Source organism: uncultured Agitococcus sp., assembly GCF_937920075.1.
GTDB lineage: Bacteria > Pseudomonadota > Gammaproteobacteria > Pseudomonadales > Moraxellaceae > Agitococcus.
On the sequence record NZ_CALETI010000394.1, the window covers coordinates 1 to 17,242 of the forward strand.

Sequence of the window (17,242 nt, forward strand, 5' to 3'; positions counted from 1 at the left end):
CATCGCTCTATTGAATTATCCGAAACGGGTTATGAGCATGTTGAGCAAATTTTGCTGCAAATGGGCTTGTTAACAGAAGGCGAGAGTTTATATTCTGCCAGTAAATTAGGCTTATTGCATCATGTGATGTCAGCATTAAAAGCGCATATCTTGTTCCAAAAAAATGTTCATTACATTATTCAAGATAATGAAATCGTCATTGTTGATGAACATACTGGTCGTACCATGCCAGGTCGTCGTTGGTCTGAAGGTTTGCATCAAGCCATTGAAGCCAAAGAAGGTGTTGAGATTCAAAAAGAAAACCAAACCTTGGCAACCACTACCTTCCAAAATTACTTCCGTTTATACCAAAAATTATCAGGTATGACGGGTACAGCCGATACCGAAGCACCTGAATTTCATCAAATTTACGGTTTGGATGTGGTCGTTATTCCAACGCACCGTCCGATGATTCGTAAAGACTTAGAAGATTTAATTTATTTAAGTCAAGAAGAGAAATTTGAAGCGATTATTCGTGATATTAAAGACTGTATGGAAAAAGGCGCACCTGTGTTGGTGGGTACGGCAACCATTGAAACCAGTGAATATTTATCACGTTTATTGGAACAAGAAAAAATTCCTCATCGTGTGTTAAATGCAAAATTCCACGCACAAGAAGCCGAAATTATTGCACAAGCAGGTCGCCCAAGAACAGTCACCATCGCCACTAACATGGCGGGTCGTGGTACGGATATTGTGCTTGGTGGTAATTGGAAAGCGTTATTAGCACAAATTCCTAATCCAACAGAGGAACAGGTAGAAGCGTTAAAAATCCAATGGCAAAAAGACCATGAAGCTGTATTAGCATCAGGTGGTTTGCATATTATTGGTACAGAACGCCACGAATCTCGTCGTATTGATAACCAGTTGCGTGGCCGTGCAGGTCGTCAAGGTGACCCAGGTTTAAGCCGTTTTTACTTGTCTTTAGAAGACGATTTGATGCGTATTTTTGCCAGTGATCGTGTGCGTAATATGATGCGTTCATTGGGTATGCAAAAAGGTGAGGCGATTGAGCATCGTTGGGTAACACGCTCTATTGAAGGCGCGCAACGTAAGGTTGAAGCACGCAACTTCGATATTCGTAAAAACTTGCTTAAATATGATGACGTTGCCAACGAGCAGCGTCGTGTTATTTATCATCAGCGTGATGAGGTTTTAGCCTCTGAAAGTTTAGCGACGATGGTAGAAGATATGTATGAAGAAGTGGTTGGTACTGTAGTAACAGAGTTTATTCCACCGCAAAGTATTGAAGATCAATGGGATATTGCAGGTTTAGAAAAAGCTTTAGCGGCTGACTTTAAAATGGATGTGCCTGTTAAGGCTTGGTTGGATGCTGACGATCGTTTGGAAGAAAATGGTTTACGCGCCAAAATTAGTCAGGCAGCACGTGACGCTTATCGTCAAACCCGTATCAAAATGGGGGATGACATTGCTAATATGATTGAACATCAAATCATGTTGCAAGTATTAGATCGTCACTGGAAAGAGCATTTAGCAGCAATGGATTATTTGCGTCAGGGGATTCATTTACGTGGTTACGCCCAAAAGAATCCAGAGCAAGAATACAAACGCGAAGCTTTCCAATTGTTCCAACAATTGTTGGGTGCTGTTAAATTAGAAGTGGTGCAAACCATTGCCACGATTCATATTCCTTCTGAGGAAGAAGTTGCTGCGGCACAAGCTGAACAAGCTGCACAAATGGCTGCGATGGAAATGCACATGGAGCATCCTGCTTTATTAAGTAGCGAAGAAGGTATGCCTGCGGTTGTTGATGGGACTCAGCCAGATGTTGGCAATATGGATAATCCTTATGCAGACCAATATGTTGGTCGTAATGATCCGTGTCCTTGTGGTAGTGGTAAAAAATACAAACAATGTCATGGGCGTTTAGCTTAGACTCTCTGTGAAAATCAAATGAGATCAGACCTCACCCTAGCCCTCTCCTAATAGGAGAGGGAACTGAAACTTAAAGGAAAAAATCATGGCTGTTGGTGATTTATCTATGCCTGTTATGCATCCTGTTAAGGGTGTACGTATTGGTATTACAGAGGCTTATATTCGTTATAAGAACCGTAAAGATTTAGTTGTTTTTGAGTTGGCAGAGCAGGCCAATACCGCTGCGGTATTCACCACCAATGCCTTTTGTGCTGCCCCTGTGCAGGTGGCAAAAGCCAATTTAGCCCAAGCCAATAGCCGTTATTTAGTGATTAATACAGGCAACGCCAATGCAGGGACAGGCACAACAGGCATGAGCAATGCGTTGCGTAGCTGTGCTGCCTTAGCAGAATTGGCGCATATTCAAGCAGAAGCGGTATTACCCTTTTCGACTGGCGTGATTGGTGAGCAATTACCGATTGCCAAATTAGAAGCAGGTTTACCAGCTGCTCTAGCTGCTTTACAAGAAGATAATTGGCTAGCGGCGGCAACAGGTATTATGACCACAGACACTTTACCTAAAGGTGCAAGTGAGCAATTTACCGTTGATGGTGTGACTTATACCATTACTGGTATTTCTAAGGGCGCGGGCATGATTCGTCCTAATATGGCGACGATGTTAGGTTTTGTGGCAACCGATGTTGCTGTAGAGCGTGGCTTGTTGCAAAGCCTATTAGCCGAAGTAACTGAGCAATCTTTCAACCGTATTACCATTGACGGTGACACCTCTACCAATGATGCTTGTGTGTTAGTTGCCACAGGTGCAGCAGCTAATGTCCCTATCACTGAGCGTAGCGGTGCTTTGTATGAAGCCTTTTTTGCCGCCTTACAACGTTGCTTTTTACGTTTAGCACAGTTAATTGTGAGAGATGGTGAAGGTGCGACCAAGTTTATGACCGTTAAGGTCGAAGGTGGTGCAAATACTCAAGAGTGTTGTGATGTCGCTTATGCTGTAGCGCATTCACCGTTAATTAAAACGGCATTTTTTGCCTCCGACCCCAACTGGGGACGTATTTTAGCGGCGATTGGCAGAAGTGGTGTGCCAAATTTAGATGTCAGCAAAATTAATGTCTATTTAGATGAGGTTTGTATTTGCGAAAATGGTGGTGCAGCCGTCAGTTATCGCGAAGAGTTGGGTGCGGCAGTGATGAAACAATCCGAAATTACCATTCGTATTGTGTTAAATCGTGGTGATGCCAACGATACCGTATGGACGTGTGATTTCTCTTATGATTATGTGAAAATCAATGCCGATTATCGGTCTTAATGAGTAACACTTGAATTGTAAAAAGCCACTAAATGTGGCTTTTTTATTGATAGCTTTGCTAAAATTCTAATAGTTTTATTGCAAACTGGTCTGACTGGTTGGAGGTTAATATGTCAATATGGCAATTACAACAAGCTAAGAGTCATTTGAGTGAGGTTGTGCGTTTAGCTGTTCAACAAGAGCCGCAACATATTACGGTTAGAGGTGAGCCAACCGTCGTTATGTTGTCATACCAAGAGTATTTGCGTTTGACTAAACCAAAATTAAGTTTAGTTGACTTTATGCGGCAGTCGCCTTTATTGGAAGAAGATTTGGATATTACTAGAGATAGTCAATCATTTATTCGAGATGTCGAATTATGAGCTATTTATTAGATACCAATGTTTTATCTGAGCTAGTACGTAAAGAACCATCAGAAAAGTTACGTAAATGGTTAAATAATACCCCAGATAATCTTTTATATATCAGTGTGTTGACTTTGGGTGAATTACGCAAAGGGGCTGAAAAAATTACCGATATTAAACGTCGTGAACGTGTGTTAATTTGGTTAGAGCAAGAATTACCTGCTTGGTTTGACAGTCGAGTATTACCCATTGATGCGGCTATTGCAGATACATGGGGGCGACTTAATGCAACAATTAACCGACCTCTACCTGTGATTGATAGTTTGTTAGCAGCAACAGCATTACAACATCATTTACGCTTAGTGACACGTAATCATAAGGATTTTGACTTTCCATCTTTGAATGTTATTAATCCTTGGGAACTTTAATTATGCTTAACGTTGTTGCTGCGGTTATTCACAATTCACACGGCCAATTATTATTGGCACAACGGCCATTACACAAACACCAAGGTGGGTTATGGGAGTTTGCAGGTGGCAAGGTTGATGCAGGTGAAACGGCCGAACAAGCTTTAGTGCGTGAATTACAAGAAGAACTAGGTATTACTGCTACGCAATACCGGTCATTGTTAACGGTTGAGCATCATTATCCCGATAAATCAGTACGTTTGAATGTGTTTAGAGTGACAGCCTTTGACGGGGAAGCACATGGCGCAGAAGGGCAACCTATTGCATGGGTAAAGCCCGAAAATTTATATGATTATCAATTTCCAGCCGCGAATACACCTATTTTAAAAGCGGCAGTTTTACCTGATATGTATTGTATGACGCCAGAGCCAACTGACGTGGGCGGTGATTTATTCGCATGGTTAAATCAGCATTTAGCCCAACACAGTTTTTTATGTTTGCGAGCCAAACAACTTAGTGAAGCACAATATTTAACCTTAGCCCAAAAAGTCGCAGATTTATGCCAACAACGTCAATCTACGTTAATTATTCATCAACATTATCAACTATTAGCCCAACTCCCTTTTGCCAAAGGAGTGCACTTAACCAGCCAACAATTAGCACAAGGTCAATCACGGCAACAATTCGCCCTGAGCCCTGAACAGTATTTGTGGGTATCAACACATGATCAGCAAGACTTAGCTAAAGCGTGGCAGATTGGTGCAGATGCAGCAACCTTATCGCCTGTGTGTCCAACCGCCTCACACCCCACACAGTCAGCAATGGGTTGGCAAGTTTTTCAGGACACGGTAAAAACAGCAAAGTTGCCTGTTTATGCTTTAGGAGGGATGACCAAAGAGGATGTTGGCCTTGCCCAACAACAGGGTGGGCAAGGTGTTGCGGGTATAAGGGGGTTATTTACTTAAAACCTTGTTTACCGCTGCAATCAGTTCAGCCTCAACGACGGGTTTGGTTAAATATTCACTGGCACCTTGGCGCATTCCCCACATTCTATCGGTGGTTTGGCTTTTGGTACTTACCATAATCACAGGAATATGCGCAGTGTCGGAGTCTTTAGTAATTTTACGGGTTGCCTGAAAGCCATTAGTTTCGGGCATTACTATATCCATTAAAATAACATCGGGTTTGCTTTTTTTGGCAGCAGCAATACCCAGTTCACCCGTGTTGGCAAAAGAGCAAATATGTCCATGTTTTTGTAGCATTTGGCTTAAGCCAGCTTGTTCGGTGGGAGAATCATCAATAATTAAAACGTGTGCCATAATCTGCCTCAGTGAGTTCTTTTGTTCTCTTTATTAGGGTTGAATACCCTGTAAACTTTGTGCTAAAGATAACGCATGATGGTCTGATAAACTAGCGATAAAATCAAGCATTTGCATTAAACTTAAGTACAAATTTTCATTTTCCGCAAGTCTATAATTCGCAACCAATTGTTGTAGGCGTTGTTGTTTAAAACTGAGCGGCTGTTGTTTGTAACGAGCAATACTCATTTCAGAAAAAGCCGTGAGTAATGTATGTAAACTGGCATAAGCGGCAAGTTCTAATTGAGCTTTTTGCGGATGATTAAAAATCCGTTGTCGTGCAAGGTCTTTGGCTAAATCAATGCCCTCAGACAGGCTAGCTTTACAATAATTTAATAAACTACCTTTGAGTTGACCTGTTAATAAGGCTTCTTGTTGTTCGGCAAAGGCATTAGCCACGGCATTGACTAATTTTTCGATCGCCTTACCACGAAGTGCGGCAATTTTTTGTAAGTCAGGCACATCTTGTTTGAGTTCTGGTGGTGGGGGCAAATCATCTAATAATTGCAAAAATAAAGGTTCAACTTCCTCATAACGCAACATACCTAAAGCTAAACCATCTTCTAAATCAATTAAGGTATAACAAATATCATCAGCCGCTTCTAATAAATAGGCGAGAGGATGACGGCACCATCTAAAATCACCTTGTTGAATTAGGCCAAGCTGTTGAGCAACTTGTTGCAGTAAAAGTTTTTCGGTTTGGTAACAGCCAAATTTAGCGCGTTTGTGACTAGCCACGCCGCCTGCAATGGGTTGTGATAACCACGGGTATTTAAAATAAGCGCCTAATGTGGCATACGTCAGACGCATACCCCCTTCATTGGGATGGTACTCTAGTTGACTTAAAATTCTAAAACCTTGGGCATTGCCTTCAAATTGGCATAAATCGGCAAATTGAGCAGGTGGCAATAACGCCATTAATTGCGCTTGTTGGGGCAACAAAAACCAATCACGAATCGCATATTCGCCTGCATGACCAAACGGTGGATTGCCAATATCATGGGCTAAACAGGCAGCTTGAATAATAGCACCGACATCAGCAGGAGAGACCCAATGGGGCAATTCGTTGATGATTTTCTCGGCTGCCAACATGCCCAAACTCCGCCCCACACACGAGACTTCTAAACTGTGGGTTAAGCGTGTGTGTACTGCGTCATGTTGGGCGAGGGGATGTACTTGGGTTTTGCGATTAAGACGCCTAAAACCGCCCGAAAACACAATACGGTCATAATCTTTATGAAAAGGACTGCGAGCGGTTTCATCATGAGGCTTACGACTACCTAAACGATTTGCATTTAATAAATGTTGCCATGACATCATCGTCATATAATTTTTCCTGTTATATTCTAGATATAGCTTAACTGATAATACTAAATCATAAGGAATAAATATGAACATTAGTTTTCAACAATGGGCGACAGGTTCTGGCGTAATTCGCCATGATGAAACCACCCAACAAAGAATCGCTGATTTATTAATAGACCTAGAACGACAAGGTTTATGCAGCCAAGAGCAAGCATTACGCTTATTTGCAGCGACTGATTATCTTTGCAATATGGCCATGTGGTTAACCGTACACATGACTTATGCTAAAAATGTCTATTTAGATGGCCGAGAATTACAAGCCAGTGACTTTAAAAAAATCCCAGAAGGACATACAGGCGGGGCATTAAATATTGTGCCTGCGTATGTTGGTTATTTGTTGGCTAATGCCTTAACAGGTAAAACGCGCGCGTGGTTGATGGGGCAAGGGCATTGTGTGGCGGCAATTGATGCAGTTAATATTTTATTGGGCAATACCGAGCCTGAACAAGCCGCACGTTATCCATTGAGCGATGCTGGTTTAAGCCAATTAGCCCAAGATTTTTATAGCTATCAAATCGGTGCAGATGGTCATCCTGCTGTGCCATTAGGTAGTCATGTTAATCCCTATACCGCAGGTGGCATTATTGAGGGCGGTTATTTAGGTTTTGCCGAATTGCAATATGTGCATATGCCTTTACCCAAACAAGAGTTAGTTGCGTTTTTGAGTGATGGAGCTTTTGAGGAGCAACGCGGGAGCGATTGGGTGTCACGTTTTTGGCGTGGTGAAGATACGGGCTTAGTTATGCCGATTATGATTGCCAATGGCCGTCGTATTGACCAACGTACCACCATGTCACAATCGGGTGGTGTCTATTGGTTTAAAGAGCATCTTAAACTGAATGGCTTTGATCCTATCGAAATTAATGGTCGTGACCCTGCGGCGTTTGCGTGGGCGATTATTAGCATGGCACAAAATTTACAGCAACAGCATCAAGATATTCAGCAAGGTAAAGCGCATTATCCTGTCTATTTGCCTTATGCGATTGCTGAAACTGTGAAAGGCTTTGGCTTTGTGAATGCAGGGACGAATGCAGCACACAATCTACCCATTGCCCAAAGTCCTGCAAGCGATGAAGCGGCACGTGTTTTATTTAACCAAGGTTGTGCGCCGTTATATGTGCCAAGCAAACAATTAAATTGGGCAATTACCATGCTCAATAATCATAGTTTTGCTAATCGTCCTTTAGAAAAAGACCACTGTTTACGCAAGTTACAAGTGAGCGATTTAGTTGCCCCTCCGATTAAGTATTTATCCTTGGGCGAACAACTGGCTCCTATGGTGGCGATTGATAAATATTTTAGTGATTTAGTGGCGGCTAATCCTGAATTAAGAGTACGGGTCGCTAATCCTGATGAAATGCGTAGTAATCGCATGAATTTAACTCTAGATCGAATTAAACATCGGGTGTTAGATGTGGAGTTGGATGCAGCCGAAGCGGTGCAAGGTGGCGTGATTACCGCCTTAAATGAAGAGGCCGTCGTTTCAGCAGTGTTAGCCAATAAACAAGGTTTAAATATTGCCGTTAGTTATGAGGCCTTTGCGGTAAAAATGCTGGGCGCAATGCGTCAAGAAGCAATTTTTGCCCGTCATTTAGCTGAGCTTGGCCGAGACCTTAACTGGCATAGTGTCCCTATTGTGGTCAGTTCTCATACGTGGGAAAACGGCAAAAATGAACAATCCCATCAAGACCCGACTTTGAGTGAAGCATGGATAGGCGAGATGAGTGATGTTGCGCCTGTCTATTTTCCTTGTGATGCCAATACCGCTGTCGCGCAACTGGCGGCTTTGTATCAACAAAAAGGACGTATTGCTACGGTAGTGGCGGCTAAGAGTGTGTTGCCTGTTTGGTGTGATGCCACCCAAGCACAATTAGCGGCACAACAAGGGGCAATCACTTTACGCCATGATCATCAAGCCGATGTGCAATTATTGGCGATTGGTGCGTATCAGTTGCAAGAAATTGAACGAGCTGCCAAACGCTTACGTGCAAAAGGTGTCGGAGTGTCGGTGGTAGCGATTGTTGAGCCAGCCCGTTTTAGAATCGCTAGAGATGCGCGTGAAGCGGCTTATGTGTGGGATGATGCAACCGTGAGTAACATTGTGCCAGAGGTGCAAAAACGCTTATTTGTTTGTCATGGTCGTCCAGAAGTGATGACAGGCGTATTAAGACGTTTGGATACAGGTTATCAACACAGTCGTTTTGTTGGTTATCATAATCGCGGTGGTACATTAGATGTGTTTGGGATGTTGTATGCCAACAAAATTACGTGGGCACACATTATTTTTTACGTTGCTGAATTGTTGGCTGAAGATGCTCAATTGTGGCTATCGGCAGAAGAGTATTTGGCAGTACAAGGTAAGGGAGAGTTGGAGTGTTTAAGATAGACAGAATGTGAGATAATTTTTAAAATTTATTTAGCCTAGAGCCAAACTTTTATGTCCCCTTTAAAAAATGATCGTTTTTTACGTGCTTTATTACGTCAACCTGTTGATGTCACCCCTGTCTGGATGATGCGTCAAGCAGGACGTTATTTGCCAGAATATCGTGCCACTCGCCAACAAGCAGGCGACTTTATGGCCTTGTGTAAAAATCCACAATTGGCGTGTGAAGTCACCTTACAGCCTTTAGAGCGTTATCCGTTGGATGCAGCGATTTTATTCTCGGATATTTTGACTGTGCCTGATGCAATGGGATTAGGCTTGTATTTTGAAACAGGCGAAGGCCCTCGTTTTAAAAAGACAGTTAAAACCGAAGCGGATGTTGTGGCGTTGCCCATTCCGAATGCTGAAAAAGATTTAGACTATGTCATTAATGCCGTCAAAACCATTCGTGGCGCGCTCAATGGTCGTGTGCCGTTAATTGGTTTTTCGGGCAGTCCGTGGACATTAGCCACCTATATGATTGAAGGTGGTTCGAGTAAAGATTTTCGTGCTGCAAAAAACATGATGTATCAACAACCACAAGTGTTGCATATGTTGTTAGATAAATTAGCCGTATCAATTATTGATTATTTAAATGCGCAAATTCGTGCAGGTGCACAAGCTGTACAAATTTTTGATAGTTGGGGTGGGGCATTATCAGCCGCCGCGTACCAAGAATTTTCTTTAGCTTATATGAAAAAAATCATTGATGGTTTAATCAAAGAGCACGATGGTCGCAAAGTCCCTGTGATTTTATTTACTAAAGGTGGCGGTTTGTGGCTTGAGTCAATGGCAACAACAGGTGCGGATGCTTTGGGCTTAGACTGGACAATAGATATTGGTGCTGCCCGTCAGCGTGTTGGCAGCAAAGTCGCTTTACAAGGCAATATGGATCCTTCAGTGTTATATGGCAGCCCACAACGCATTCGTGATGAAGTCGCTCATATCTTAGCGGGCTTTGGTCATGGTGAAGGTCATGTGATGAATTTAGGGCATGGTATTGATCAGCATACCTCACCTGAACATGCAGGGGCATTTATTAATGCGGTTCATGAGCTAAGTGCGAAGTATCATCAATAAGCTTGCACTATTTGCGACTATTTAGTGCAAGGCTAAATAGTCGTAGATTAGTCAACTTTAGTGCATTTCTGCCCTGAATATGCACTGCAAAGTAAATAGATCATCATAAATATAATAAACATCAGCTAATTATCAATGCACTAATAAAGCGCAAGATATGCTTTTGTAGTGCATTGATTCTATTAAAGAATTGGCCTAGGTTTTGCATTCTCCCTATTCAGAAATAAATGAGGAGCGTATGTCATGAATAGGCCGCTTGATCTGTTGTGTTATTTATTATTTGCAACAATCATGTTTGCGCCATCCTTCGTATTTGCTGAAACAGCACCTTATATTACAACGATGGACAAGATTAGCGCAGGTGATACCGCATGGATGCTCACATCTGCTGCTTTAGTGTTGTTGATGACCATACCTGGTTTGGCTTTATTTTATGCAGGCATGGTGCGTAAAAAAAATGTATTAAGCACCGCACTGCAAAGTTTTACGATTTGTGCAGTAGTAACCGTTATTTGGGTTATTGTTGGCTATAGCTTGGCCTTTACCCCGAGTGCCAGTCCATACTTAGGTACATTAGATCGTTTGTTTTTAGAAGGAATGAGTTTTGACAAATTAACAAGTACTTTAACCGTTAGTCATATAGCTCCAACCATTCCAGAATCAGTTTTTGTAGTTTTTCAATTAACTTTTGCCATTATCACTCCTGCATTAATTACTGGCGCATTTGCTGAACGAATTAAATTTGGCGCATTAATTATATTTATGGCGTTATGGTCGGTGCTGGTATATGCGCCTGTTGCTCATTGGGTATGGGAGCCAAGTGGTTGGTTGGCTAAGATGGGAGCCTTAGATTTTGCAGGAGGCACCGTTGTACATATCAATGCAGGAGCTGCTGGATTAGCATGTGCTTATATGTTAGGAAAGCGTGCAGGCTATGGACGAGAGCCATTTTTTCCAAATAATTTAGGATTAACATTGATCGGAGCGTCATTATTGTGGGTGGGATGGTTTGGATTTAATGCAGGATCAGCGTTGGCAGCCGATGGACGTGCAGGAATGGCTATGCTAGTCACACAAGTTGCTGCCGCCACAGGAACATTGGCATGGATGCTATTAGAGTTTTTACGTCGTGGCAAAGCCTCGTTATTAGGTGCTTGTTCAGGTGCAGTAGCAGGATTGGTGGCTATCACTCCAGCATCAGGTTTTGTCGATGTCAAAGGAGCATTATTAATTGGTTTAATTGCAGGTGTTGGCTGTTATTGGGGGGCAACGGGTTTAAAACGAATGTTGGGTGCTGATGATTCCTTAGATGTATTTGGTATTCATGGTATTGGTGGAGTGATAGGTGCAATTCTAACAGGTGTTTTTGCTCAACATCATTTATCAGGGCTTGAAACTACAGTTACCATACAAGCCATAGGAGCATTTGTCACATTGGCTTATAGCTTTATTGTTTCGTTGATCTTATTGTTTTTATTAGATTTAATTATCGTGTTACGTGTAGATGCCGAGAATGAATCTATTGGTTTAGATTTAACACAGCATGGCGAGCAAATCCCCTAACATCCGTTTAAAAGAATTAAGCATCATCATAGATGTTTAATTCTCTCATTAATGTTATTTCTCAAATAAGGAGAAATTAATCATGACAGAAAATTTAAATTCTGAAGTTTTTAGTTTGGCTTCTCAGCTATATGTGCGTATGCGACGTAGTTCAGGTCGTGTTGTTGATGCGATTTATATGGCACAGAATGAACAATACGCACAGGAAATTTTAAGGATTGCTGGACAAGAAAAAGATCAGGAAATTTTGGAGATTGTTCAGCGTTTTCAGACATTATTAGCCAAGACTGAGCCAAAAATAGTGGAGTCAACACCAGAAATTCCAGTGTTAACAGAGACTATTAAAGAGCCCACAGTAGAAAAAACGGATATTTTTAGTATGACATTTCGCAATTTACGTCGTAAAGCTGAAGTTGTAGAAAATACACCAACGGCTCAACCACATATTGAGGAGTTGGAAGAGCAGGTAGCACATCATTATACGGGTGCGTTACGTTAAATAAAAAGAGCCGCTATTTCCTCTTCAAGGAGGTAAGAGGAAATACCTTAACTATCAATAAAATCAACAAACTCTCTAATATAGGCACTGACTTCATCTGGATGACTACGTTGCACCCAATGTTCGGCATCTATTTCATGCCGCCATACACGATTCGCCCATTCAGATAAATTATCAAATAATCCTGCGGTGACAAATTTATCCTGAGTAGGAATAATTAATTGAACAGGAATATTGGTCTTACGTTTTTGTGGTTTGAATAATCGCTCAATAAAGTTTGCACGATATAACTTAACGCCATGTGCGCCATCACGCGCTTGTGAAGCAAAATCTTCACCATGTAGCTTCGTTAAGCGAGCAAAACGCGCAGGCCAACGGTTAAAAGCCACCCGCCATGTGACTTGACTTGCTAGAGGAAAATGGAAAGCAGCAATATACCAAGAATGTGCTAATTGATTAATAATTTTAACTTTGCTGTCTAAAGAGCCTTTGCTTAAACCTTGACGAATCCAATACGCTGCATGGTCTAAACTTGGGCCAGAAATTGAGGTAAAAGAGGCTATTTTAGCTTGCAAAAGAGGAGTGGTTACGGCCTCCCAGCATTGAATTGACCCCCAATCATGGCCCACTAAATGAATTGGCTGAGTTGGACTAAAGGCGTTAATCACGGCTGCCAAATCTTCAACTAAATATTTGATTTTATAATCTTGAGTGGAGGAGGGAATACTCGATTCACCTGCACCACGCACATCATAAGCAATAATTTTAAATAACGGAGCTAAACGTTCAGCTACTTTTTGCCAAATAAGGCTATTGTCTGGAAAGCCATGCACCATAACAATCGTAGGTGCTAAATTATTTTCTTCACCCCAAATACGAACGTTAAGTGCAATTTTGTCAGAAATTGTTAAGGTTTGGGCTTTCATAAAGTATCCATTTTTTGCCATTGCCGAGTTGAGACTAATTTTTTAATCACATGACGTTGTGAAAGATAGGCGGGCGATGATAACAAGCTATCAGCTAATTGTCTGCCCGTAATTGTCTGTTGTTGACTACGTAGTTGGTAACGTTGCTCACGAAAATGATGATAAGCACTGTGTGTATTAACGCTTAGGAAGAAGTGGTATAGGCGTTGTTCGGCATCGCTATTAGTGGGGCAAGGCGTTACACATAAAAAATCAAAACGTTTAGAGGGATTTTGATGTACCCATGCGCCATTAACAATAGCAAGACTGATAATTAGACTATTGGGAATCACATCGACTCGTTTTAATAAAGCATTAAAAAAAGCTTGATCATTACGTTGTTTAGGGGTGAGTTGATATGATTCTGCGGTTTTTTTTAGCCAATTAAAATCGGGTTCACTGATTTCATCATCATGTAAATATTGTTCGGCAATTTTGTGAATGCGCTGACGGTCGATAATGATTTGTGTATTATAGGGGGTAATAAGGTTTTGTAACTCTTTGATAAAAATTGTTTTTTTTGATGGTTGCTTGGCAGCAAAGCTATATTGGGCAAGTGTTATTGCGGCAATAACAAATAAACAGCGAGTGATTGCTTTGTTCATTATTGCCGCCATTTAACTAAGAAGATTTTTTATTCTTCTTATTGTCACATTGCATGGCTTTTTTCCATGCATCAATTTCTGCTTGAGAGCCGAATACTTTATCAACGACACCTAAATCGTTAATTTGTTGAGTAAAAAAGTTTTTGCCGGGTGTGGTCATACTTTCGGCAAGTGTAACCAACATCGCTTTCATACGTTCTGGCTGATAAATTTCTTGACGATGTTGGATGATATATGAAAAGTCACCACGACGGAAAACAAAGAAACCATAATATACCGTATTATCTAAAACATCAGGAGGTAAGGCTTTTTTGTTCATTTCTAAGCTAAGAATCGTCAACATACCTTCGCCCATCGTACTGTTAACTGTGTCGCGGAACAAAACTTTACGGCTTAAGATATTGCGCTCTTTAGGTAGCACAATTTCTTCATAATAGTTCATCACTAATTCATTCAGTGTACGATCGTTGGCAAATGCAGGGGAGCGTACAGTAGGATGTTCGATAAAGTTTAAATAATCGACGCGGAAGAAGCGATTTTTACTATCCCATAAGTTTACACTGCCACCATAAGGCTCACATTGCTCGGTCATATTTACTTGACCAATAAAAGCTGGGCTACTTAGGCTTAAACTATAAGCATTAGAAGGGGCATGATAAAAAGCTTGCATTTGTGCAGCAGGGTTTTGATGGGCGCAACCCGTTAACATGATACTGGCAACTAATGCTGAGCCAAGCCATCCGCGTTTCATTCTATTCTCCTCACAATACCTACATAATTAGGATTGCTGTTTTTCTATTATGTCCACTAAGGTGCAAAAAGCATTTAGTGTGCAATCCTTCAGTTCTATATTGGCGGTCATTTTAACCGCTATTAGCGAGTTTATGTTGCTAAAAATACATGAACTACATAGAAAAGTTGCAATTTTACTGTCATTAAATCAAGTTTAGGACTCTAATTCTGTCCAACGCTCGAGCAACGTTAATAATTCCTCATCAATGGTAGCTAAACGCTGACTTGCCAACACGGCTTCTTGAGCTGAGTTGACATAAAAGTTACTATCGTTGAGCTTGTCTTGTAATAACTGTTGTTCTTGTTCTAAAGCCGCAATTTTTGAGGGTAGGGCTTCTAATTCACGTTGCTCATTGTAACTTAGTTTACGTTTTATGTTTGTCGGTTTTTCTTTGTTTTGTAAGACAGGCTTGGCAGATTCTGTTTTTTCCATAGTATTTGTTGTTTTGTTGTTGGTTTTAACACGACGATTTTCTGTTTGTCTTAACCAATCTTGATAACCACCAACAAATTCTTCTACCACCGCATCGCCCATAAACGCCCATGTATCGGTGACCACATTATCCAAAAAGGCACGATCATGGCTAATTAATAATAAGGTTCCCTGATAAGCAGCAAGACGTTCTTCCAGTAATTCTAAGGTTTCAATGTCTAAATCATTGGTAGGTTCGTCCATCACCAATACATTAGATGGCCGACTAAATAAACGAGCTAACAATACACGATTACGTTCACCACCCGATAAAGCTTTTACAGGTGTGCGAGCGCGTTGAGCCGAAAATAAGAAGTCTTGTAAATAACTTAACGCGTGTTTACGTTCGCCATTAATTTCTAAAAATTCAGAGCCATGAGCAATATTATCTAAAACGGTTTTTTCTTCGTCTAATTGATTGCGTAATTGGTCAAAATAAGCCACTTCGATTTTTGTGCCTAAATGAACTGTACCTGCGCTAGGAGGGTTTTCACCTAATAACACCCGAATTAAACTGGTTTTACCAACGCCATTTTCACCCAATAAACCAATTTTGTCGCCACGCATAACCATCGCCGTAAAATCTTTAACTAAGGTTTTATCACCAGCTTTTACGGTGAGGTTTTTAATATCAAAAACTAATTTACCCGATTTTTCGGCTTCTTGAATTTGTATTTGGGCATTACCCACACGCTCACGGCGGGCAACACGTTCACGTCGTAATTCAATTAAGGCGCGTACTCGACCTTCATTACGAGTACGACGTGCTTTGATGCCTTGACGAATCCATACTTCTTCTTCGGCGAGTTTTTTATCAAAAACAGCATTCTGTTTAGCTTCTGCTTCTAAAAGTTGTGGTTTTTCGACTAAGTATTGTTGATAGCCGCCGTTAAAGCTTCTCAAAATGCCACGATCTAATTCAACAATACGAGTCGCAATCCGCTCAATAAAAGCTCGATCATGGCTAATAAATAATACCGTACCTGTATAGCTAGCCAAAAAATTTTCTAGCCACTGAATACTGCTAACGTCTAAATGGTTAGTCGGTTCATCTAATAATAAAATATTGGGTTCTTGTACTAAGGCACGCGCTAACATAACACGGCGTTTACGACCCCCCGACAATGATTCAAGGGAAGCATTGCCATCTAATTCCATCCGATTAAGAATTTGTTCTACTTTATGCTGTAATGACCAACAGTCTTGACTATCCATGTCACTTTGTAAGTTTGCTAATTCCATGCAAGCTTGATTATCACCTAATTCACAGGCATGGCTTAAATGGTGGTAACGTTGTAACAACGTTGCAGCCTCTCCTAAACCTGCGGCGACAATATCAAATACATCTCCCGTTAAATCAGAGGGAACTTCTTGAGATAACGAGGCAACCACTAAACCTTGTTGGCGGGTAATTTCGCCACTATCAGGCTGATTTTCACCTGTTAATAATTTAAATAAGCTCGATTTACCTTCACCATTACGTCCCAAAATACAGACTCTTTCGCCTTGGTCTAAACTAAAATCAGCCGCTTTGAGTAATAAAGGGCCACCAAATGAGAGAGAAACAGCACGAAAAGATAATAAAGACATAATGTTTGCTAAGGTTTATCTAAGAAAGAGATAATGGTAGCAATAATTTGACATGATTGCTAAATAAACACGCATTTGGGGAAAGAATATGACAGAGTTATTAGCTGAACGAGTGACAGAGCTAGAATGTAAGCAAGCGTTTCAAGAGGATTTATTAGAAACATTAAACAAAATTGTCGTTGAACAGCAGCAACATATTGATATTCTACAAGAGCAAATAAAAATAATTTATCAACAACTTAAATCATTACAGCCATCAAATATTGCTGATTTAGCAGATGAAGTGCCACCGCCTCATTATTAATAGGAGTAAATAAATTAATGCATGCCCAAGGATTTATACAAGATCTTGCAATTATTATGTTGGTAGCAGGATTTGTCACATTGCTTTTCCATCGCTTAAAACAACCTGTTGTTTTGGGATACATCATCGCGGGCCTTATTATCGGCCCATACGTCAGTCCCATCCCATTTATTTCGGATGAAAAAACAATTCGCACGCTAGGTGAGTTAGGGGTTGTTTTTTTAATGTTTGGTCT

General features: G+C 41.0%; 17 protein-coding genes. 11 read left to right on the forward strand and 6 right to left on the reverse strand.

What is annotated here, in order from left to right; translation table 11 throughout:
• The 5 genes from secA to Q0212_RS13465 all read left to right on the forward strand — a co-directional run.
• The coding region (gene secA / locus Q0212_RS13445) for a preprotein translocase subunit SecA (RefSeq protein ID WP_297926380.1) at positions 1 to 1,935 on the forward strand (1,935 nt) is incomplete at its 5' end.
• 85 nt (positions 1,936 to 2,020) lie between these two features.
• Positions 2,021 to 3,241, forward strand: coding sequence for a bifunctional glutamate N-acetyltransferase/amino-acid acetyltransferase ArgJ (gene argJ, locus Q0212_RS13450; RefSeq protein ID WP_297926381.1), 1,221 nt, complete (start codon positions 2,021 to 2,023; stop codon positions 3,239 to 3,241).
• 110 nt (positions 3,242 to 3,351) lie between these two features.
• Positions 3,352 to 3,603, forward strand: coding sequence for a type II toxin-antitoxin system Phd/YefM family antitoxin (locus Q0212_RS13455; RefSeq protein WP_297926383.1), 252 nt, complete (start codon positions 3,352 to 3,354; stop codon positions 3,601 to 3,603).
• Positions 3,600 to 4,013: a type II toxin-antitoxin system VapC family toxin gene (locus Q0212_RS13460; RefSeq protein ID WP_297926386.1), complete on the forward strand. Its 414-nt coding sequence runs from the start codon at positions 3,600 to 3,602 to the stop codon at positions 4,011 to 4,013. Before Q0212_RS13455 ends, Q0212_RS13460 begins: the two co-directional genes overlap by 4 nt.
• Before the next feature lie 2 nt (positions 4,014 to 4,015).
• Entirely contained in the window at positions 4,016 to 4,957 is a 942-nt protein-coding gene (locus Q0212_RS13465; RefSeq protein ID WP_297926389.1) for a Nudix family hydrolase, read from the forward strand.
• Here Q0212_RS13465 and Q0212_RS13470 read toward each other — a convergent pair.
• Both Q0212_RS13470 and Q0212_RS13475 read right to left on the reverse strand, forming a co-directional pair.
• On the reverse strand, positions 4,946 to 5,311 hold the full coding sequence (locus Q0212_RS13470; RefSeq protein ID WP_297926390.1) for a response regulator: 366 nt from the start codon (positions 5,309 to 5,311) through the stop codon (positions 4,946 to 4,948). The two genes, Q0212_RS13465 and Q0212_RS13470, sit on opposite strands and share 12 nt — an antisense overlap.
• Before the next feature lie 33 nt (positions 5,312 to 5,344).
• Positions 5,345 to 6,676 carry a deoxyguanosinetriphosphate triphosphohydrolase gene (locus Q0212_RS13475; RefSeq protein WP_297926392.1) on the reverse strand — a complete coding sequence of 444 codons (1,332 nt, stop codon included), beginning with the start codon at positions 6,674 to 6,676 and terminating at the stop codon, positions 5,345 to 5,347.
• 64 nt (positions 6,677 to 6,740) lie between these two features.
• Here Q0212_RS13475 and Q0212_RS13480 point away from each other — a divergent pair, with 64 nt between their 5' ends.
• From Q0212_RS13480 to Q0212_RS13495, 4 genes are all read left to right on the forward strand, one after another.
• The gene (locus Q0212_RS13480) at positions 6,741 to 9,101 is read left to right on the forward strand and encodes a xylulose 5-phosphate 3-epimerase (protein WP_297926393.1); all 2,361 of its coding nucleotides are present in this window, start codon (positions 6,741 to 6,743) and stop codon (positions 9,099 to 9,101) included.
• 51 nt (positions 9,102 to 9,152) lie between these two features.
• Entirely contained in the window at positions 9,153 to 10,217 is a 1,065-nt protein-coding gene (hemE, locus tag Q0212_RS13485) for a uroporphyrinogen decarboxylase (RefSeq protein ID WP_297926394.1), read from the forward strand.
• Between the two features lie 291 nt (positions 10,218 to 10,508).
• On the forward strand, positions 10,509 to 11,780 hold the full coding sequence (locus Q0212_RS13490) for an ammonium transporter (protein ID WP_297926410.1): 1,272 nt from the start codon (positions 10,509 to 10,511) through the stop codon (positions 11,778 to 11,780).
• 82 nt (positions 11,781 to 11,862) lie between these two features.
• Positions 11,863 to 12,279 (forward strand): hypothetical protein, encoded by a 417-nt coding sequence (locus Q0212_RS13495; protein WP_297926396.1) that lies wholly within the window; start codon positions 11,863 to 11,865, stop codon positions 12,277 to 12,279.
• Positions 12,280 to 12,326: 47 nt separating this feature from the next.
• Here Q0212_RS13495 and Q0212_RS13500 read toward each other — a convergent pair whose 3' ends face one another.
• From Q0212_RS13500 to Q0212_RS13515, 4 genes are all read right to left on the reverse strand, one after another.
• On the reverse strand, positions 12,327 to 13,205 hold the full coding sequence (locus Q0212_RS13500) for an alpha/beta fold hydrolase (protein WP_297926399.1): 879 nt from the start codon (positions 13,203 to 13,205) through the stop codon (positions 12,327 to 12,329).
• Entirely contained in the window at positions 13,202 to 13,849 is a 648-nt protein-coding gene (locus Q0212_RS13505; RefSeq protein ID WP_297926401.1) for a hypothetical protein, read from the reverse strand. The genes Q0212_RS13500 and Q0212_RS13505 overlap by 4 nt, the downstream gene beginning before the upstream one ends.
• Before the next feature lie 16 nt (positions 13,850 to 13,865).
• Positions 13,866 to 14,600, reverse strand: a complete 735-nt coding sequence (locus Q0212_RS13510) for a hypothetical protein (RefSeq protein ID WP_297926402.1) — start codon at positions 14,598 to 14,600, stop codon at positions 13,866 to 13,868.
• Positions 14,601 to 14,795: 195 nt separating this feature from the next.
• Positions 14,796 to 16,703 carry an ATP-binding cassette domain-containing protein gene (locus tag Q0212_RS13515; protein ID WP_297926404.1) on the reverse strand — a complete coding sequence of 636 codons (1,908 nt, stop codon included), beginning with the start codon at positions 16,701 to 16,703 and terminating at the stop codon, positions 14,796 to 14,798.
• An 88-nt stretch (positions 16,704 to 16,791) separates the two neighbouring features.
• Here Q0212_RS13515 and Q0212_RS13520 point away from each other — a divergent pair, with 88 nt between their 5' ends.
• Both Q0212_RS13520 and Q0212_RS13525 read left to right on the forward strand, forming a co-directional pair.
• Positions 16,792 to 17,007, forward strand: coding sequence for a SlyX family protein (locus Q0212_RS13520; protein WP_297926406.1), 216 nt, complete (start codon positions 16,792 to 16,794; stop codon positions 17,005 to 17,007).
• Positions 17,008 to 17,024: 17 nt separating this feature from the next.
• A partial coding sequence (locus Q0212_RS13525) for a cation:proton antiporter (RefSeq protein WP_297926408.1) occupies positions 17,025 to 17,242 on the forward strand: 218 nt, incomplete at its 3' end.